The sequence below is a fragment of the Streptococcus sp. OMI750 genome, assembly GCF_047463895.1.
In the GTDB taxonomy this organism is placed as follows: Bacteria; Bacillota; Bacilli; order Lactobacillales; family Streptococcaceae; genus Streptococcus.
On record NZ_JASHCZ010000001.1, the window covers coordinates 425,259 to 445,121 of the forward strand.

Annotated in this window: 22 protein-coding genes; all 22 read left to right on the forward strand. The window is 41.6% G+C overall.

Annotated elements, in window-relative coordinates:
• Entirely contained in the window at positions 1–816 is an 816-nt protein-coding gene (locus QM830_RS02240; RefSeq protein WP_006596214.1) for an energy-coupling factor ABC transporter ATP-binding protein, read from the forward strand.
• A 245-nt stretch (positions 817–1,061) separates the two neighbouring features.
• Positions 1,062–1,790: an energy-coupling factor ABC transporter permease gene (locus QM830_RS02245; protein ID WP_414325444.1), complete on the forward strand. Its 729-nt coding sequence runs from the start codon at positions 1,062–1,064 to the stop codon at positions 1,788–1,790.
• On the forward strand, positions 1,787–2,071 hold the full coding sequence (locus QM830_RS02250) for an energy-coupling factor ABC transporter substrate-binding protein (RefSeq protein WP_006596212.1): 285 nt from the start codon (positions 1,787–1,789) through the stop codon (positions 2,069–2,071). The genes QM830_RS02245 and QM830_RS02250 overlap by 4 nt, the downstream gene beginning before the upstream one ends.
• 34 nt (positions 2,072–2,105) lie before the next feature.
• A complete protein-coding gene (locus tag QM830_RS02255) occupies positions 2,106–2,795 on the forward strand; it encodes a CbiQ family ECF transporter T component (RefSeq protein WP_414325445.1) in 690 nt (229 codons plus the stop codon).
• Between the two features lie 4 nt (positions 2,796–2,799).
• The gene (locus tag QM830_RS02260; protein WP_414325446.1) at positions 2,800–3,615 is read left to right on the forward strand and encodes an energy-coupling factor ABC transporter ATP-binding protein; all 816 of its coding nucleotides are present in this window, start codon (positions 2,800–2,802) and stop codon (positions 3,613–3,615) included.
• Positions 3,600–5,099 carry a cobyric acid synthase gene (locus tag QM830_RS02265; RefSeq protein ID WP_195347877.1) on the forward strand — a complete coding sequence of 500 codons (1,500 nt, stop codon included), beginning with the start codon at positions 3,600–3,602 and terminating at the stop codon, positions 5,097–5,099. The genes QM830_RS02260 and QM830_RS02265 overlap by 16 nt, the downstream gene beginning before the upstream one ends.
• Complete coding sequence (locus QM830_RS02270; protein WP_006596220.1) at positions 5,099–5,683, forward strand: cob(I)yrinic acid a,c-diamide adenosyltransferase; 585 nt, start codon at positions 5,099–5,101, stop codon at positions 5,681–5,683. Before QM830_RS02265 ends, QM830_RS02270 begins: the two co-directional genes overlap by 1 nt.
• Before the next feature lie 2 nt (positions 5,684–5,685).
• Positions 5,686–6,117: a bifunctional precorrin-2 dehydrogenase/sirohydrochlorin ferrochelatase gene (locus QM830_RS02275; protein ID WP_009730882.1), complete on the forward strand. Its 432-nt coding sequence runs from the start codon at positions 5,686–5,688 to the stop codon at positions 6,115–6,117.
• Positions 6,118–6,133: 16 nt separating this feature from the next.
• The gene (gene hemA, locus QM830_RS02280; RefSeq protein ID WP_009730883.1) at positions 6,134–7,390 is read left to right on the forward strand and encodes a glutamyl-tRNA reductase; all 1,257 of its coding nucleotides are present in this window, start codon (positions 6,134–6,136) and stop codon (positions 7,388–7,390) included.
• Entirely contained in the window at positions 7,377–8,300 is a 924-nt protein-coding gene (gene hemC / locus QM830_RS02285; RefSeq protein WP_195347876.1) for a hydroxymethylbilane synthase, read from the forward strand. The genes hemA and hemC overlap by 14 nt, the downstream gene beginning before the upstream one ends.
• Positions 8,285–9,010, forward strand: coding sequence for a uroporphyrinogen-III synthase (locus tag QM830_RS02290; protein ID WP_195347875.1), 726 nt, complete (start codon positions 8,285–8,287; stop codon positions 9,008–9,010). Before hemC ends, QM830_RS02290 begins: the two co-directional genes overlap by 16 nt.
• Positions 9,000–9,968: a porphobilinogen synthase gene (hemB, locus tag QM830_RS02295; RefSeq protein WP_414325448.1), complete on the forward strand. Its 969-nt coding sequence runs from the start codon at positions 9,000–9,002 to the stop codon at positions 9,966–9,968. Before QM830_RS02290 ends, hemB begins: the two co-directional genes overlap by 11 nt.
• An 8-nt stretch (positions 9,969–9,976) precedes the next feature.
• On the forward strand, positions 9,977–11,260 hold the full coding sequence (gene hemL, locus QM830_RS02300) for a glutamate-1-semialdehyde 2,1-aminomutase (RefSeq protein WP_009730887.1): 1,284 nt from the start codon (positions 9,977–9,979) through the stop codon (positions 11,258–11,260).
• 10 nt (positions 11,261–11,270) lie between these two features.
• The gene (gene cobU / locus QM830_RS02305) at positions 11,271–11,855 is read left to right on the forward strand and encodes a bifunctional adenosylcobinamide kinase/adenosylcobinamide-phosphate guanylyltransferase (protein WP_009730888.1); all 585 of its coding nucleotides are present in this window, start codon (positions 11,271–11,273) and stop codon (positions 11,853–11,855) included.
• Positions 11,852–12,574 (forward strand): adenosylcobinamide-GDP ribazoletransferase, encoded by a 723-nt coding sequence (cobS, locus tag QM830_RS02310; protein WP_009730889.1) that lies wholly within the window; start codon positions 11,852–11,854, stop codon positions 12,572–12,574. Before cobU ends, cobS begins: the two co-directional genes overlap by 4 nt.
• Positions 12,571–13,182 carry a histidine phosphatase family protein gene (locus QM830_RS02315; RefSeq protein WP_009730890.1) on the forward strand — a complete coding sequence of 204 codons (612 nt, stop codon included), beginning with the start codon at positions 12,571–12,573 and terminating at the stop codon, positions 13,180–13,182. Before cobS ends, QM830_RS02315 begins: the two co-directional genes overlap by 4 nt.
• Positions 13,183–13,289: 107 nt before the next feature.
• Positions 13,290–14,825: an ABC transporter substrate-binding protein gene (locus QM830_RS02320; RefSeq protein WP_195347873.1), complete on the forward strand. Its 1,536-nt coding sequence runs from the start codon at positions 13,290–13,292 to the stop codon at positions 14,823–14,825.
• A 4-nt stretch (positions 14,826–14,829) separates the two neighbouring features.
• Positions 14,830–15,591, forward strand: coding sequence for an oligopeptide/dipeptide ABC transporter ATP-binding protein (locus tag QM830_RS02325; protein WP_414325450.1), 762 nt, complete (start codon positions 14,830–14,832; stop codon positions 15,589–15,591).
• A 13-nt stretch (positions 15,592–15,604) separates the two neighbouring features.
• Positions 15,605–16,375, forward strand: a complete 771-nt coding sequence (locus QM830_RS02330) for an ABC transporter ATP-binding protein (RefSeq protein WP_414325452.1) — start codon at positions 15,605–15,607, stop codon at positions 16,373–16,375.
• Positions 16,372–17,364: an ABC transporter permease gene (locus tag QM830_RS02335; RefSeq protein ID WP_009730894.1), complete on the forward strand. Its 993-nt coding sequence runs from the start codon at positions 16,372–16,374 to the stop codon at positions 17,362–17,364. The genes QM830_RS02330 and QM830_RS02335 overlap by 4 nt, the downstream gene beginning before the upstream one ends.
• A complete protein-coding gene (locus QM830_RS02340; protein WP_009730895.1) occupies positions 17,364–18,179 on the forward strand; it encodes an ABC transporter permease in 816 nt (271 codons plus the stop codon). The genes QM830_RS02335 and QM830_RS02340 overlap by 1 nt, the downstream gene beginning before the upstream one ends.
• Before the next feature lie 10 nt (positions 18,180–18,189).
• Positions 18,190–19,803 carry a nickel ABC transporter substrate-binding protein gene (gene nikA, locus QM830_RS02345; protein WP_009730896.1) on the forward strand — a complete coding sequence of 538 codons (1,614 nt, stop codon included), beginning with the start codon at positions 18,190–18,192 and terminating at the stop codon, positions 19,801–19,803.
• Positions 19,804–19,863: the final 60 nt, after the last annotated feature.

The following is a 19,863-nucleotide window of genomic DNA, read 5'->3' on the forward strand; positions in this document are numbered from 1 at the left end:
ATGTTAAAATTAGAGAATATTACAGTTTTATTTGATGATTTGAAAGCTGTGGACCATGTGAATATGGAATTCATGGAAGGAAAGATCACTGGAATTATTGGAACCAATGGTTCAGGGAAATCTACCCTGATGAAGGTGATGACCAAACTGCTCAAGCCCCAAGAAGGCAGTGTGAGTTTGGATAATCAGGTCATTCAAGATAAGAAGAAAGCTTTGTTTGCTTACCGGCAAGAAGTCAATATGGTCTTTCAAAATCCGGAGCAACAATTGTTTTATACCATTGCAAAAGATGATATTGGCATGGCATTAGAGAATTTAGGATACTCCAAAGAGGAGTGTGAGAAACGGGTTCAAGAAGCCATTGAACTGATGGATATCGAAGAGTTGCAGGATCGACCGGTGCAATATTTGAGTTACGGCCAAAAGAAAAAAGTAGCCATTGCGGGGATGTTAGCTCTCAAACCACGTTTTCTATTGTTAGACGAGCCGACTGCTGGATTGGATCCTAAAGGGCGGGACCAAATGGCCATAATTATGAAAAAACTAGTTTCCAATGGAACCAGCATTATTGTTACCAGCCACGACATGGATCTCATGTATGACTGTTGTGACTATGCCTACCTCATCAAGAAAGGCAAGATTATGACTCAAGGGACAAAATATGAAGTGTTCCAGGAGGAAAAGTTGTTGTTGGATGCTGGACTTTCTGTCCCATGGATTGTCAAACTTCATCAGGCAATCCAGACACCCCTTGTTGAAAATGAAGAGATTCTATTTGAGCAGTTGAAAGAAGGATACCTATGGCAAAATCGTTAATGATTCAGGGAACAGCTTCAGATGCTGGTAAAAGTTTAATTGCCGAGGGCTTTGCCGTATTTTAAAGCAAGATGGCTACACGGTCGTTCCATATTGAAAAAACTTTTTTAGTCAGTCGTGCCTCTACTGAAAAGCAAAGAATTTTGTACGGAGTGTCGGACTTAACAGTCGATGACAAATTGGATTATTTTACAACCCTATTGGTTAAGAAACATCCATTAGGGTAATGAAAAAGGAGTGATATTATGAAACAACGTAAAAAAATGATAGCAATTGCTCTTTTGGTATTGCTACTTATCTTTAGACCTCAACCTGTATCTGCTATGCACATTATGGAAGGCTATCTCCCATTAGTATGGTGTATTGTTTGGTTCTTGTTATTTTTACCATTTTTCATTTTAGGTTTGATCAAGATTAAGAAGATTGTTTCAAAAGATCCAAATTCTAAAACTATGTTGGCCTTGTCAGGTGCCTTTATCTTTATCTTATCCTCATTGAAAATCCCTTCTGTAACAGGGTCAAGCTCTCACCCAACCGGTGTTGGTTTGGGAACTGCTATGTTTGGACCATCTGTTATTAGTGTACTAGGAACCATTTGTTTGTTGTTCCAAGCTCTTCTTTTAGCCCATGGTGGTTTGACAACACTTGGAGCCAATGCCTTTTCAATGGCAGTTGTAGGTCCTTTTGTTGGATTTTCAGTTTATAAATTCAGTCGTTCTTTGAAACTATCTAAACCTGTCTCACTCTTCTTGTGTGCGATGATTGCTGACTTAGCAACATACGCAACAACTTCCCTTCAACTTGGATTGGTCTTCCCGGATCCAACCACTGGATTTGTAGGGTCAACCATTAAGTTCTTAGGAGTCTTTCTAATTACGCAAATTCCAATTGCCATTGTAGAAGGACTACTTACAGTTATCTTCTATAACTTGATTTCTGAAAATGCGACAGAAAGAGAGGGGCTCTTCCTATGAAAAAACAAAAAAATCTTTTGTTATTAGCTGCCATTGTTGTGATTATTGTCGGTGCTTTCTTATTTGCTCCTAAGGGAGTAGAATATAGTGGTACGGATGATGCTGCAGAAAATGCGATTTCTACTATCCAGAAAGATTATGAACCATGGTTCTCACCCTTGTTTGAACCACCAGGATCAGAAGTTGAAAGCTTGCTCTTTACCCTTCAAGGTAGTATCGGTGCGGGGATTATCTTTTATGTCATCGGTTACCAAAGAGGAAAAAAACATCAAGAAAAATAATTTAGTTTATTAAGTATTTGTATGGGAGGAAACTATGTTTGTAATTGATCGCTATGCGTATAACAACCGTTGGACTGCAGTTCCAGAACTGCATAAGTTCAGTTTGTATATTTTGTTAATGGTCATTTCTTTCTCTGGTTTCCTCCCCTTACAAATTCTACTAATTGCTATCATGGTCCCCTTGACGTGTTATATTGCTAGACTTCCTATTTTAAAATACTTGAGCTGGTTTCGCTATCCATCTATTTTCATTTTATTAAGTATGGCGACTTTTGTCATTAGCTATGGTGAAAATAGTCATCAGTTTTTAATGGCCATTCCAGTTGGAAGTCATGGCTATTTAGGAGTTTTTCATTCTTCTGCTAAACAAGTTGGACCAATTGTTATGAGAATTTACTGTTCTTTAATTTCAACCTATTTTATGGCTTTAACCATTCCCTTTAACCAGATGATGAAGCTTTGTAAAACCCTTCATTTGCCGGCTATCTTAATGGAATTAATCGTTCTTATGTATCGCTTTATCTTTCTAGTATTAATCGAATTTTTAACCATTCGAGATACCTTAGATTTGAAGTTTTCATTTGTCAATAAGAAAAAAAGTTATCTTGGCTGGGGAAGATTAGCCAATACCTTGTTTGTGAAATTATTGGCTGACAATCAACGGTTAAATGAGGTCTTAAGCTTAAAATTTGCGCAAGCTAAAGAACTCGATGAGGAGGAATAAAAATATGTTGAAATTAGAGAATATTACGGTTTTGTTTGATGATTTAAAAGCCTTAGAACATGTGAATATGGAGTTCATGGAAGGTAAAATTACCGGGATCATTGGTACCAATGGTTCAGGGAAATCTACCTTGATGAAGGTGATGACCAAACTGCTTAAACCCCAAGAAGGTAGTGTTTATTTGGATCAGCAGCTCATTCAAGACAAAAAGAAAGATTTATTTTCCTATCGACAAGAAGTCAATATGGTCTTTCAAAATCCGGAACAACAACTGTTTTATACCATTGCCAAAGATGACATCGGCATGGCATTAGAGAATTTGGGGTATCCGGAAGAAGAGTGCGAAAAACGAGTGCGAGAAGCCATTGAGTTAATGGATATCAAAGAGTTGCAGGACCGTCCGGTACAATACTTGAGTTATGGCCAAAAGAAAAAAGTTGCTATTGCAGGAATGTTGGCCCTCAAACCTCGATTTTTGCTCTTAGATGAGCCGACCGCTGGATTGGATCCTAAAGGGCGGGACCAAATGGCCATGATTATGAAAAAACTAGTTTCTAACGGAACGAGCATTATTGTTACCAGCCACGACATGGATCTTATGTATGATTGTTGTGATTATGCTTACCTGATTAAAAAAGGAAAAATCATGACCCAAGGGACGAAATACGAAGTATTTCAAAAAGAAGAGATTCTACTGGATGCAGGCCTTTCGGTCCCATGGATTGTCAAACTCCATCAGGCCATCCAAACACCTTTAGTCGAAAATGAAGAAATTCTGTTTGAACAGTTGAAAGAAGGATATCTATGGCAAAATCGTTAATGATTCAGGGGACGGCTTCCGATGCAGGTAAAAGTTTAATTGCCGCGGGTTTGTGTCGTATTTTAAAACAAGATGGTTACACAGTTGTTCCCTTTAAATCCCAAAATATGGCTTTAAATTCTTTTATCACCAAAAAAGGATTTGAGATGGGGAGAGCTCAGGTCGTACAAGCAGAAGCCGCAGGTATCGATCCAGATGTTCGCATGAATCCTGTCCTACTGAAACCAACTTCGGATCGTAAATCCCAAGTTGTTTTTATGGGCAAAGTCCTTAAAGATATGGATGCGGTGGATTACCATGAATTTAAGCAGGAGTTACTGCCTAAAATCAAAGAAGTCTATCAAGAACTAGACCAGGAATACGACGCCATTATCCTAGAAGGTGCGGGTAGTCCAGCAGAAATCAACTTAAACGAACGCGATATCGTCAATATGGGAATGGCGCGTCTGGTTGATGCTCCGGTCATCTTAGTTGCTGATATTGACAAGGGAGGAGTATTTGCCTCTATTTATGGTACAATCGAATTAATGCCAGAAGAGGACCGAAAACGGATCAAAGGGGTTCTGATTAATAAATTTAGGGGAGATGTTGCCCTCCTTCAATCTGGAATCGATATGATCGAAGAGCTTACCCACGTGCCTGTCCTAGGTGTGGTCCCTTATGCAGATATCGATATTGATAGTGAGGATAGTGTCGCTTTAGGTAGTAAAGGACGCAGCTTTAATCATGAAAAAGACCTGGATGTGGCCATTATCACCCTAAAACGCATCTCCAACTTCACAGATTTTCATAGTTTGGAAATTCAACCGGACGTTTCAGTTCGTTATGTCATGCCAGGGGATGCCATTGGAAATCCGGATCTCTTGATTCTACCTGGAAGCAAAAATACTATCGAAGATATGCAAGTTCTCCAAGATTCAGGGATTGTTGATCAAATCCGTCAGTGCGCTGATCAGGGTATTCGCATTTTTGGAATTTGTGGGGGCTTCCAACTTTTAGGAAAGAAAATTTCAGATCCAAACCATGTCGAATCAGAATTGGATGAAATTGAAGGATTGGGACTTCTTGATGTTGAAACCCAGATGCAAGGAACCAAACGCACCACTCAAGTTCAAGCAGAACATGAGGGGCAACTCTTGGAAGGTTACGAAATCCATATGGGAGAAACTGAAATTTCAGATCAGGTATCGCCTTTTTCTCGCATTGTTCTTCAGAATGGCGAAGAGACTAGTAGGTATGATGGTGCCGTTTCACCAGATAAACGAATCCAAGGAACCTATCTTCACGGAGTTTTTGATAATTCTCAATGGACGCGCGATTATTTGAACCAAATCCGCCTGGAAAAGGGCTTGGAACCTATCACAGATCAGGCGATTGATCTCAAAGAATTTAAGGATTTGCAATATGATAAACTGGCAGCAGTTATTCGTGATGCAGTCGATATGAAAAAGATTTACCAGATTATGAACGGAGAAGAGCTTTAATGAGAATTTACACAAAGTATGGGGATAAAGGGTTTACCCGACTATATGGTGGGGATCGTGTGTCTAAAACACATATTCGTGTGGAGGCATACGGGACCATGGATGAATTGTGTTCTCAAGTTGGCTACCTGGTATCTGAAATGAAGGAATACAAAGAATTAGATGATATCAGAGAAGAATGTGAGGAGATTCAGCAACATTTATTTGACTGTGGAAGCGATCTTGCTACTCCTAGAGAATTGAGACCTTATAAACAAAAGGAGTCAGATATTACCTTCCTAGAAGAAAAAATGGATGCTTATATGCACATTCCAGAAAAGATTGATCGCTTCATTATTCCTGGCGGCCATCGGATCGCCAGTCTCTGTCATGTTGCTCGTACTATGACCCGTCGATTGGAGCGAAAAATGGTCGCTGTCATTGAAGCAGATGAAATGGTCAATGAAGTCGGCTTGATCTATATCAATCGCTTGTCAGATTACTTCTTTGTCATAGCTCGCTTGGTCAACCATCGCCTAGAAGTCAAAGATACAGTCTATAAACGAAGTGCTAAGATTTTTAGAGAAAGAAAAGAGGGAGAATAGTCATGTATCCTGTCATGATGAATATCCAAAATAAACCAGTCGTTATTATTGGTGGGGGAAAAGTAGCAGCCCGCAAGATTAAGACTTTGTTGTCAGAAGGGGCCAAGGTTACAGTCATTAGTCCTGAAATCAATGAAGTGATTCCTAAATCGCAGGTTGAATGGATTCAAAGAAGCTACCAAACTGGGGATTTGGAAGGGGCAAAATTGGTATTTGCCTGCACAGATAACCAGGAAGTCAATAAAAAAGTGATGGAAGAGGCGCACCCTAGTCAGTTCGTCAATAATACTGGGGATAAGAAAAATTCCGATTTTTATAATGTGGCTATTGCTTCAAATAAGGAACTTTCCGTCATGATCTCTACAAACGGCTTATCGCCATCGCGCTCAAAAGAAGTCAGAAAAAAGATCGAACAACTTTTAGATCAATTGTAAGAACGGGGCGGACAGAATGTATTTATTATATGTTGGTGTCACTCATCGTGTAGCACCATTATCCATTTTAGAGCGGGTTCATTTTTCTGATGAAGAAAAAAAAGAAGCTCTACTCAAATTAAAAGAGGAAAAGAGTATTCTGGAAGATGTCATCCTTTCAACCTGTAACCGGACAGAGTTGTATCTGGTTGTTGACCAACTGCATACCGGTCGCTATTATTCCAAGCATTTTTTGGCAGATTGGTTTCAGATTGACATCGAGGAACTTGAGCCTTATCTTACCTTTAAAGAAGGCAATGAGGCTTTAGAACATTTATTTAGAGTATCCATTGGCTTAGATTCCAAGATTGTAGGTGAAACACAAGTTCTCGGTCAATTAAAGCAGGCCTTTTTGAGCGCCCAAGAAACTGGTACGACAGGAATCGTCCTCAATCAAGCTTTTAGGCAAGCCGTGACCTTTGCTAAAAGAATGCACGATGTCTACCGGATCAATGCCCGGCCTATGTCCATCGGTTTGACCTCTTTACAAATGTTGGATAAGGAAGACCTTGATTATGAGAATACAAAAATCGTGGTCATCGGATTAGGGGAAATCGGGCAATTGGTAACCAAGTACGTTCTACAACGTCCCTTTCAGTCTATCCGCTTGGTGAATCGTACCCTTTCCAAGGCCAATCCTTATTTAACAGAAGATCGTATTCAGGCTTATTCTTGGGATGATTTAGAAGAAGCCGTGAAAGATGCGGATATCATTTTCACTGCTATCAAGTCTGAAGGCTATATTCTCTATCCGCATATGGTGAAAGCAGGTGCGATTGTTTTCGACTTATGCTTGCCACGGACCTGTCATCCAAATTCGTCCATTACCATTCACAATATCGAAAATATCACCAGCGAATTGCAAGCATTTTTTGAGGAAAGAAATGAGATTGCTAAGAGTATCGAAGCAGAGATTTCCAGTGAACTGGTGAGTTTTGAAGAGTGGAAGCAGCAGTTAGGCATTATTCCCCTGATTCAAGAGATTCGAGAAAAAGCCATCCAGGCTCAGCAGTCAGCTATGGAAAGCTTATTACGCAAACTTCCAGATCTTACTGATCGAGAAAAGAAACAAATTTCGAAGCATATGAAGAGCATCATCAATCAGATCTTAAAGGAGCCTTTGTTGCAATTGAAAGAAATGTCTGTGGGTGAAAATTCGGAATATGATATTGCCCTAATTGCTAAAATTTTCGATCTTCATAGTGGAAAGGGAGTGAACCATGAGAAGCATTAAAGTCGGAACCAGGAAAAGTCAGTTGGCCATGACCCAGACCAAAATGGTGGTAGAGCGCTTAAAAGAATGCCATCCTGATGTGGAGTTTGAATTGGTCCCCTATAAAACCCAAGGAGATCGGTTGGTTCATGTTTCTCTGCAAACCATTGGTGGAAAAGGGGTCTTTGTCAAGGAAATTGAGCAGGCGCTCTTAAATCAAGACATCGATATCGCCATCCATAGTTTAAAAGATGTTCCTTCTATCCTTGTGGACGGATGTACCATTGGTGCCATTCCGGAGCGAGAAGATGTCAGAGACTGTCTGATCTTTAGAGAAGAAGGCATGACTCTTGAAACTCTTCCGCAAGGGGCAGTTGTAGGGACCAGTAGTATTCGACGCCAGGTCCAACTTCAGAGTCTAAGAAGTGATCTCCAATTCAAACCTTTACGTGGAAATATTGATTCGCGCATCCGCAAGTTACAAGAAGGCGAATGCGATGCTATCGTGCTAGCTGCTGCTGGCCTAAAACGGATCGGGTATTTAGATCAGTCACCTTCTTTGAATTTAGAATTTTTAGATCCTTATACATTTATTCCTGCTGTTTCACAAGGGGCCTTAGCCGTCGAATGCCGGGAAGATGATGAGGAAGTCCTGCATCTATTGGCTGCGATTCATGATCAGGAAGTAGAAAACTGCATCCAATTGGAAAGAAGCTTTCTAAGCTTGATGAATGCGGATTGTACCTTCCCGGTCGGAGCCCATGCTCAATATATCGAGGGGCAATACCAGTTGAAGACCATGTTGGCAGATGGTAAGGATCGTTGCTTGTATGTGTCTCTCACTTCTGAGAATGGGAGCGATCTTCCCAAACTGGCTTTGGAGCAACTAATGGAAAAAGGAGCCTTAACGGACAAATGGTGGGAAGCTTAATTATTTTTACAAGAGAACAAGAGCCCTCTGTCGAATTACAGACTTTACTAGACCGGAACCAAGTCAAATGGTTGCATGCGCCCCTCATTTGCACCCAAGGCAATCCCCTTCCACTCATTTTTGAAGAAAAACTGGCCAAAGCTGATTGGGTCTTCTTTACGAGTGCCAATACAGTTCAGTTATTTCTTCCCTATTTGAGACCTGATTTAAAGATTGCCTCGATCGGAAGTCAGACCAGTAAGTTATTGAGAGAGCATCAACTAGATGTCACCTTTGAGTCCAGTAGTCAGTATGGAGTGGATTTTATCAAGGAGTGGGCTAGTCAATATGGGGATCCGCAAAACATTCTCTTCCCTCATAGTGATTTGGCCAATCCGACCTATCCAAAGATGTTACAGGAATTGGGACATGACGTTTACGCTTGGCCTCTTTATCAAACGGTCGCCAATCAAGAGGGAATCGCTAAAATAAGAGACATCTTGTCCTTAAAGGAAACATGCGTTTGGACCTTTGCCAGTCCGTCAGCCTGGGATTTTTTTTATCAAGAGGGGCTTTCTTTACCAGAGTATCACCAAATTGGGGTGATTGGAGAGACCACAGCAAAAGCTGTTTTAGATTGTGGTGTCTCGGTAAACTATATGCCTTCTAGTCCATCCATGCTACAATTGGTAGAGGTGATTATAAAGGAGATACAAGATCATGAATTTTAAAAGACATCGTAGACTTAGAAAAAATTCTCTCATGAGAGATTTGGTCAGAGAAACGACTGTAAGCGTCAATGACTTTATTCAACCGCTTTTTATAAAAGAAAATCTAGAGCAAAAAGAAGAAGTGACTTCCATGCCAGGTGTCTTTCAATTTGCTTTGACGGATCTTTTAGAAGAGGTGGAATCTTGTGTGCAACTTGGGATTAAAGCCTTTATTCTGTTTGGAATCCCTGCAGAAAAAGACGAAGTTGGTTCACAGGCTTCTAGCCCAGACGGGATCGTTCAAAAAGCCCTTCGCTTGATCAAACAACACTATCCAGATCTCATACTAATTGCAGATACCTGCCTCTGTGAATTTACTAGTCATGGACATTGTGGCATCCTAGATGGTGAAACGGTTGTCAATGATCTTTCTTTGGACCGCTTAGTTCAAGTAGCCATAAGCCAAGCAGAAGCCGGAGCAGACATTATTGCTCCTTCGAATGCCATGGATGGTTACGTAGCGGCGATTCGTGAAGGCTTAGATAAGTCTGGCTTTGACATGGTACCCATTATGTCTTATTCGGTTAAGTTTGCCTCTAGTTTTTATGGACCATTTCGGGATGCCGGTGAAAGTGCACCAGCTTTTGGAGACAGAAAGACTTACCAGATGGATCCAGCAAACCGTTTAGAAGCTCTTCGAGAAGCTCAAAGTGATGAAGAAGAAGGAGCAGATTTCCTCATGGTGAAACCCGCTCTTGCCTTCTTAGATGTCTTGAGAGATCTAAGAAGGCAAAGTGATCTTCCTCTAGTCGCTTATAATGTCAGTGGGGAATACAGTATGGTCAAGGCTGCTGCTGCCCAAGGTTGGATTGATGAGCGTGCCGTTGTCATGGAAAGTCTTATCGGAATGAAGCGAGCAGGAGCGGATTTAATCATATCTTATTTTGCCAAGGATGTAGCAGGATATTTGAAAGGCTAGGATGAAAGATGAAACGAACACAATCAAATGATTACTTCAAGGAAGCAGAATCTATTTTCCCAGGAGGTGTCAATAGCCCTGTACGAGCTTTTAAGGCAGTAGGTGGCAATCCTCTTTTCATTGACCATTCTCAAGGAGCTTACCTCTATGATGTGGATGGTAATCAATTTGTGGATTATGTGCTCTCTTGGGGACCTATGATTTTAGGACATGCTCGAAAAGAAGTGCTTGAGGAAGTGCAAGAGGCTCTATGGGAAGGAACCAGTTACGGTGCTCCAAGTCCACGTGAGATCAAATTAGGCAAACTGATTAAAGAACGCTTGCCTTTCGTTGAGAGAATCCGTATGGTCAATTCAGGAACAGAGGCAACTATGAGTGCCATTCGTTTAGCGCGTGGGATTACCAAACGACCAAAAGTAGTGAAATTTATTGGTTGCTACCATGGACATAGTGATTCTTTCTTGGTACAAGCTGGCTCTGGTGTAGCAAGCTTTGGGATTGCAGATTCAGCAGGTGTAATTCCTGAGGTAGCGCGTGAGACCATTGCTCTTCCTTATAACGATCTAGAAGCTTTACGGACCTGCTTTGAAGAACACGGGGCAGAAATTGCCTGTGTCATCGTAGAAGCTGTTGCCGGCAACATGGGCTTGATTCCAGGCCACAAAGAATTTATTGAGGAGATTCGCCGCCTCACGACAGAAGCAGGTTCACTCTTCATCATGGATGAAGTCATGACTGGTTTTCGGGCTCATTACCAAGGGGCAGTGGGCTTGTATCAAGTCGATCCAGATTTGATCTGTCTAGGAAAAGTCATCGGTGGTGGTTTCCCAGTTGCTGCTTTTGGTGGGAAAGCTCAATACATGAATCAAATTGCTCCTTTAGGAGATATTTATCAAGCAGGAACTCTATCAGGGAATCCAATTGCCATGGCAGCGGGCTATGAAAACTTGCGCCTATTAACCAAGGAAGTCTTTGATCAAACAGTTGAAAAGACAGACTATCTCTGTCAGGGGCTTCGCCAGTTGGCAGAAAAGCATGGCGTAGCCCTTCAAGTAGTCTCTGTTGGAACCATGTTTGGATTTTTCTTCTCAGAAAAACCAGTTTTGAATTTTGAAGATTCCAAAGAAGCAGATCATCAGCTTTTTGCCAAGGTCCATGGCTTGCTTTTAGAAGAAGGTGTTTATATTGCACCATCTCAGTATGAAAGCAACTTCTTATCAAGTGCTCATTCCTTTGAAGATCTGGACCGTACTTTAGCTGCTTTTGACAAAGTCTTTAGCCACTTGTCATGAAAGGAAGATTATGGGGAAGATTGTTTTAGTCACGGGTGGTGCTCGTAGTGGCAAATCCTCCTTCGCTGAATCCAAACTTTTGCAGAAGGAAGGGGTTTGTTACATAGCAACTGGTCTCGTGATGAAAGAGGATCCAGAATGGCAGGAGCGGGTCAAGCTGCATCAAGAAAGACGACCACAAAGCTGGGATACGCTCGAGCAATACCGGGACTTAGCGACTTGGATTGAACAAGATGATCATGGTGATTACTTAGTAGATTGTGCGACCATGTTAACCACCAATCGACTTTTTGATTTGGTCAATGAGTGGTATCCCGAGAAAGGCTACTTATCAGACGAGCAGTTTTTAAGTAAAGCCGAACAAGCCCGAATTTTGGAAGCCATGGAAGCCGAGTGGTCTCAGATACTTTCTGCCATGAAAGAGCGCCAAGCTACTTTTTGGATTGTCACCAATGAAGTGGGTCTGGGTATTGTTCCAGACACGCGTCTAGGACGTTACTTTAGAGATCTTCAAGGTCGGGTCAATCAAATGATTGCAAAGGAGGCAAGTGAAGTCTACTTAGTTATTTGTGGACTGGCACAGCAGTTAAAATGATTTCAGCACTGATTATCTATACACAATTTTTTAGTCGGATTGTGATTCCAAAAGCGGTTGATCTCTCCTATGTTCGAAAAGGAGTTCCCATTTTAACGCTCTTTGGTCTCTTATTAGGGCTCATTTCCTCCTTATTTTTTGTTTTGACATCTTTGGTACTTCCTGACACCATTGCCTGGATTTTGACCTTGTTCTTTGATGTTCTTTTAACGGGAGGCTTCCATTTAGACGGCCTTGCTGATACAGCTGATGGCTTATTCTCTTCTCGTTCCAAGGAACGGATGTTGGAAATCATGAAAGACAGCCGTATCGGTAGTAACGGTGTCTTGGCCTTAATTTTCTATTACGGCCTCATGATCGCCATGGGACCTTATCTTCCCCAGCCCAAGTGGCTGATTGTCGCTTCTTTATCAATGATTGGAAAGGTTGGTTTGACCATTCAGCTCTACAAGATGCGCTATGCTAGAGAATCTGGTGGCTCTGGAAACTTCTTTTCCGGAACCAAGACCAGTTCCATCCTCTTAGCTCAGATTGTCCCACTGGCTGTTCTTATGGCTGGCTTTTGGCTCAAAGGGCTCCTTGCTTATAGTTTGGTCATTCTTGGAACTCTAGCCTTTCGCTGGTTCGTTTATCAAAAGATTGACGGGGAGACAGGGGATACCTTAGGAGCATCAGTAGAAGTAGCCCAGATATTATTTTTGATAGGAATGATCATATGACAGTAAAAAAGTGGTACCTGATTCGCCATGGAGAAACAGACTTTAATAAAAAACGGTTTTTCTATGGAAAAGCGGATGTCTCAATTAATGAGACGGGAAAAGAACAAGCTGCCCTCCTTCATCAATTGATGAAAGGAAGAAGCATTTCTCGAGTTTATACTAGTCAGCTCAAAAGAACGCAAGAAACAGCTACCATCATTTTCCCAGATCAGAATCCCACAGCTTATAAAGCCTTGAACGAAAGAGATTTCGGCTTATGGGAGGGAAGGACAGCCAACGAAATTCAAGCGGCCTTTCCCTTGGTTTGGGAAGAATGGCTGGAAAGCCCCTTTGAGGTGACGCCGTCTAAGGCTGAACCCTTTGAAAAATTTAAAGAACGGGTCTGGTCGATTGTCAAGGAGATTCGCGAAACAGAAGATCCCGAAATCGTGATTGTAGGACATTTAGGAGTCTTACGCCTGATTTACCAGTTTTTAGTTAATATGGAAGCTGATTTCTGGTCGATCGATATCCCACAAGGAACGGTCTTGCTATTAGAGGACAATGATCCTTGGGAAGAAAGGCTCATCAACCAAGAAGATGACTTGAAGCATTCACAGGACAAGTGATCAAAACACAAAATGATATAGAAAGTAAGACGGTGGTTATTGGGATAGGTCATCTCTTCGTTTTATTTTCTTGCCAATTAAACTATATTAACAGGATGAAGATACAAATGAAAAAATGGAAATTATTTTTAGGAACAGCTTTAGTGAGCGTCGCTCTTCTTGGTTGTGCAAAAACGAATCAACCTTCCTCACCTGAGGAAGCAAAAAAAGCTCAAACAGTCACCATTGGGTACACCCAGTTTCCTACCAATATTGATCCGGCAGATGAGTACAATGGCTGGTTTACTGTTCGTTACGGAGTTGGTGAAACTTTATTTAAAATGGATGATCAGTTAGAACCACAACCTTGGCTAGCTGAAAAAATCGAACAACCCTCTCAATTGGAGTGGAAAATTACCCTTCGCAATGATGTCACTTTCCAAAATGGGGAAAAAATGACAGGTGCGAAGGTAGAGGCCTCTCTAAAACGACTCATTGAAAAGAGTAAACGTGCAGCGGATGACCTTGGAATTGAGAGCATTCATTCAGATGGTCAAACCGTCACCATTAAAACAAAAATAGAACAGCCGATCATGAAGAATCTATTAGCAGAGCCTTATTCTGTTATTGTAGACGTAGATGGGAAGGCTGCCTCTGACAAATCTCCAGTAGGGACAGGTCCGTTTCTTATCAAGACCTATACTCCAGAAACAGGAGCTACTTTAGAGGCCTATGAAAACTATTGGGGTGGTAAAGCGAAGGTGGCACAGGTTCAGATTAAATATTTCTCTGATCCGACAGCTATTTCTGCTGCCCTTCAATCCAAAGAAGTCGATGCTGTTTATGGGCTCCCATATGCTAATTTAGCAAGCTATAAGAAGGACAGCCAGTATAAAATTTCTGAAAAAGAAGGTGGCCGTTACTTAAGCTATGTCTACAACTTTGAAAATCCCTATGTAGCTGATGATCAGTTCCGTCAAGCTTTGGATACCTTGGTCGACAAGAAAACTTTCACAGAATCCCTCTTTAAAGGTGCGGCTGTTCCAGCTACTGGACCGCTCCCTTCTAGCTCCGATTTTGCCTTAGATAAAAGTGTTCATGAGTTTAATGTAGAAAAAGCTAAGAAATTGTTGGATGAGGCCGGCTATAAGGATACCGATGGAGATGGCTACCGTGAAAAAGATGGAAAGAAAGTCACGATTGAATTGCTCTCCTTTACTCGTTTACCAGAAATGCCCTTAGCCGTTGAAGCCTCTCAACAACAATTAAAAGAGGTTGGAATTGAAGCGAAGATTCGTAAGGTGGAAGTGAGTGCTGTCGCAAAGGAGATAGATTACGCCTTCACGCCTTATGCCGTCGTAGCTGCTCCGATTGGCGATCCATATGCTTACTTTAACTCAGCTGTCAAAACTGGGGGAGTAGGAAATATCGGTCATTATAGCAATGCAGAAGCTGATCAGAAGATCGAAGCCCTAGCAACTGAGACCGATCAGAAAAAACGGATCCAATTGAGCAAGGACATTCAAGCCCTTATGGATAAGGATCATGGGTATACGATCATTGGATTTTATAAAGTTGCCATCGTCATGGACAAATCTATTTCTCATTTGGAATCCCATCCAACAGATTATTATCATGTAACCAACAAACTCTCGAAGGAGTAAAGCTATGTTGCAACTGACGAATGTCACGGTTTCTTCCCCGTCAAAGGTTATTTTAGATCAACTTTCTCTAACCGTTTCGGCAGGTGAAGCAGTCGGAATCGTCGGAGAAAGCGGAAGTGGCAAAACAACGGTTTTAAAGCTGCTTTTGGGTCTTCCCTTGAATGACTTAGTCTTTACCCAAGGCAGGATTTCTTATAGGGATCAGGCCATCAGCCCACAAAAGAAGCGGGTTTCTTACCCCTTTGTGGGGACAGAACTGGCCTGGATTACCCAACAGTCCAGTCTCGGTTTTAACAACAACCGTAAAATCAAGCACCATTACGAGGATCTCGTCAAGAGTCATGGCTCTCAAGTAGAAAAGATGAGAACGTTAGAGGAATGCCTCCAGATGGTTGGCTTAGATCCAGCACAGGTTCCATCAAAGTACCCTTTTGAACTTAGTGGAGGTATGATGCAACGAGTGGCCATTGCTTTGGCCTTAGCCAGTCATCCTAAATTGCTCTTGGCAGATGAGCCGACCAGTGCCCTTGATGTTCTCTCCAAGGAATCGTTTATTCAAACCTTGATTGAATTGCTAAGGACCGAAGAATCTAGCCTCTTATTTGTCACTCATGATATGAGTGTCGCCAAAAAGTTGGCAGATAGGATCTTGGTTATGAAGGAGGGGAAGATTGTGGAAGAAGGAAGTCGCGACCATATTTTCCAAAATCCGCAACATCCCTACACCCAGAAGTTACTAAGGGCTATTCCAAAATTAAAATTGTAGCAGGAGTTACCAAATGACCAATTTACTCGAATGTAAAGATCTCACTCATCATTATAATGATCTGCTTCATCATCAGGCTGGTGTTTTTGATGTCTCCTTTACGCTAGAAAAAGGACATCGGCTTGGTTTGGTTGGAGAATCCGGTTCGGGTAAAAGCACCATTGCCAAAATTCTGAGTCGACTCCTGAATGTGCAAGAGGGAAATATTCAGTTCTTGGGACAATCGCTGACGACTTATACAGACTTTGAGTTTTACAAAAGAGTGCAATACATTTCTCAACAGCCCCAAGAAGCCTTTCATCCCAAAAGGACCTTACAAGCAAGTTTAGAAGAAGTTTGTCAGAATTTTAAGATTTGTAAGACTAAGAAGGAGATGGAAGAGCAGATTCACCAACTCTTGGAAAGGGTTGGCTTGCATCCGGATCTGGCGCAGCAGTTTCCCCACCAATTAAGTGGCGGAGAATGTCAACGGATGGCTATAGCCAGAGCTCTCTTGGTCCAGCCTGACTTATTGATTTGTGATGAGATCACCAGTGCCTTAGACGTGACTGTCCAAGAGGGAGTGATGGACCTTCTACAAGAGATTCAGAATAGCTCCCAAACATCTTTTCTCTTTATTTCACACGATATTGCTCTAGTCAGCCAATTTTGTGATGAAATCATGGTACTAAAAGATGGAAAAATTCAAGAGAAAGGGGTGATGTCAGACGTTTTGCGAAATCCTCAATCGGACTACACCAAAATGTTGATGAAACCATATCAGGAAGAAGGAAGGGAGCCATGATAAGATATTTCATCAAATTACTGTTTCAAATGGTTTTGATTCTGCTCTGTGTCAGCTTTCTTTCATTTTTACTCGTTTATTTGGCAAAAGGGGATCCTGCAGAAAGTATCCTAAATGCGCAAGGAATTCCTTATACCAAAGAACTACTAGAGATAAAAAGGGCTGAGATGGGCTTAAATGATAGTTTTATTTTGCAATATCTGAGATGGTTAGGAAACATCCTCCAAGGGAATTTCGGGATCAGCTATCGTACAGGAGCCCCAGTTTGGGATCAATTGGTCTTTTACTTTCCAAATACGATCTATCTAGGGATCTATATCTTGTTAGCAACGCTTGCCATTTCCCTTCCTCTCGCGATATATGCAGCCTATCATATCGGTAGTCGACTGGATCGATGTATAATGACGGTTTGCGCATTTTTAAATGCCATTCCTAGTTTTGTCATTGGAATTCTCTTAATGCTTGTCTTTTCGGTCAAGCTTGGCTGGTTTCCTATTCAGTCAACCGCAAATGAATGGGGCTTAATTTTACCGATTTCTACCATGGCCCTGACCATGTCTACGCGCTATATTCCTCAATTAAGAACGGCTATCATAGATGAGCTGCAGTCACCAGCAGTAGAAGGTGCCAGAGGACGTGGCATACCGGAAGGTCGCATTCTATATAAGGATGTCTTGTATAATACCCTTCCCTTTTTGTTGACATTGGTGAGTTTGTCACTGGGTTCTCTGTTAGGAGGTGTTGCTATCATAGAGTATTTATTCTCTTGGCCAGGAATTGGAAAAATGCTGATTGCAGTTGTGGTCAATCGGGATTATCCTCTGGTCCAAGGTGCTGTTCTGGTGATTACACTTGGGGTATTGCTTGTCAATTTTACCACCCAAGCCTTGATCACATGGCTAAATCCGAAGGCCCGTCTATCGCAACCAACCCCCTTCTTTCTTTTTAAAAAAGAGGTCATTCCTAAAGGAAATGGAGGGGCTAAGTGATGAAAAAAGTTAGTCACCGCAACCTCTATCTCTTGGCTGGCTGCCTTCTCTTGGTTCTAGTGGTTTCTTGTCTGTCTCCCTTCTTTTTAGGAGACAGCATCACTAAGGTCCATTTAGAAAATGCCCTCCAAGCACCCAATAGTCAAGAATGGTTTGGTACAGATGCCGTGGGCCGCTCTGTATTTGCTCGAACTCTGAGTGGTGGAGTACAAACCATTGTACCTGCAGTCGGGATCCTCCTCTTGGTTACCCTTGTTGGTTCCTTGATTGGGGTGACCAGTGCCTTGATAGGCGGGAAGTTGGATCGTGCTATTTTCTTGTTCATTACGGCTTTTCAGTCCTTGCCATCCATCGTCTTAGTGATTGCTATTGTGAGCCTGTTAGGAGTGGGCTTGCAACAAACGGTCATAGCCATTGGCTTAACGGCTTGGACCAAGTATGCCTATATCACGCGGTCGCTGACCTTGCGTTTAAAAAATGAATTCTATATTCAGTCAGCAAAAATGTATGGAAATAGTTTTTGGAAGACCATCAAACATTACTATGTTCCTAGTCTATTTCCACAAATTGTCACCACCATGATCTTTAATGTTTCAACGATCATCATGGAGATTGCCGGCCTCAGTTTTGTTGGACTAGGCGCGCAAGCACCGTCTCCAGAATGGGGAGCCATGATGAATGATGGTCGCACCTATATCCAGGAGGCTCCCTGGATCGTCGCTTTTCCTTGCATCTTCTTAATCGGGGTCATTTTATTGATTACAAAATTTGGAGATGCCTTACATACTAGTGTTAATAAAAATAATCAATCATGAGGTTTTTATAATGAAGAAATTTTGGAAATTAGCTGTTACTAGTTTAGCAGTTTTGTGTTTAGCTGCCTGCCAGCAGAATGGCAAGTCTGCAGACAGTAGTGGTGAAAAAGATAAAATCACGCTTGCTTGGGGAGAAGACTTCGGAGATGTCAATCCTCACGTATATAATCCAGATCAATTTGTTATTCAAGATTTGGTTTATGAAGGTCTTGTTCGTTACGGAGACAATGGAAAAATTGAGCCAGCCTTAGCTGAGAGCTGGAAAGTAAGTGAAGATGGGAAAACCTATACCTTCAATTTGAGAAAAGCGAAATTCTCAGATGGCTCTGATTTCAACGCAGCCAATGTGAAGCGGAATTTCGATACGATCTTCTCAAAAGAAAACAGAGGAAATCATGAATGGTTTAACTTTACCAATGTTTTGGATAGTTACAAAGTTGTTGATGATCATACCTTTGAAATTACCCTTAAAGAACCATACAGTGCCACACTTTATGATCTATCTATGATTCGTCCAATTCGTTTCTTAGCAGATGCCAGCTTCCCAGATGGTGACGATACAACTAAAAATAAAATTAAATCTTCTATCGGTACCGGTCAATGGGTGGTCAAAGAAAAGAAATCCAACGAATACATCACTTTTGCACGGAACGAAAACTACTGGGGTGAAAAACCAAAACTAAAAGAAGTTACCATCAAGATTATTCCTGATGCTCAAACGCGTGCCCTAGAATTCGAATCTGGTAAAGTAGATTTGCTTTATGGAAATGGTGTGATTGGCTTAGATACCTTTGCTCAATACAAAAAGGATAAGAAATATACAACGGATGTTTCTCAGCCGATGTCCTCTCGCTTGTTGCTCTTAAATGCCAAACAAGAAGTCTTCCAAGATAAGAATGTTCGCAAGGCGATCAACCACGCGGTTAATAAAAAAGAAATCGCAGAGAAATTGTTCATGGGGGCAGAAACTCCTGCCGACACCATCTTCTCTAAATCAACTCCTCACTCAGATGCTGGCATAACACCATATAAATTTGATAACAAAGAAGCAGAACAAATGTTGGATGCTGCTGGTTGGAAGAAAGGTTCTGATGGAATTCGTGCCAAAGATGGCAAGAAGATGGAATTGAATTTCCCTTACATTTCTACAAAAGCAACGGATAAAGACCTAGCTGAATATTTCCAAGGCGAATTGAAAAAAATTGGTGTCGAAGTCAAATTGACTGCTATGGAAGAAGACGATTATTGGGAAAATGCAAAAACAGGAAACTTTGATATGATGCTCACCTTCTCTTGGGGAGCACCATGGGATCCTCACGCATGGATGACAGCTTTGACAGCTGAGTCTGCTCATGGTCACCCAGAAAATGTTTCCCTTGAAGCTCTTCCAATCAAGAAGGAATTGGATGAAACCATTAAACAAACCTTGACAGAAGCTGACGAAGAAAAAGTAGATGCAGGCTATAAGAAGGCCTTGACCTTGCTCCATGATGAAGCGGTTTATATCCCATTGACTTATCAATCAGTTATCTCTGTTTATCGTACAGGTGAGTTGAAAAATGTTCGTTTCGCTCCAGAAGAAAATGCCCTTCCAGTTCGCTACATTGAAAAAGTGAACAAATAAGGACAAGATCTTGATGAAGGAAACAATGTGGCCTCGCTCAAAGTGAACATCCTTTCATTT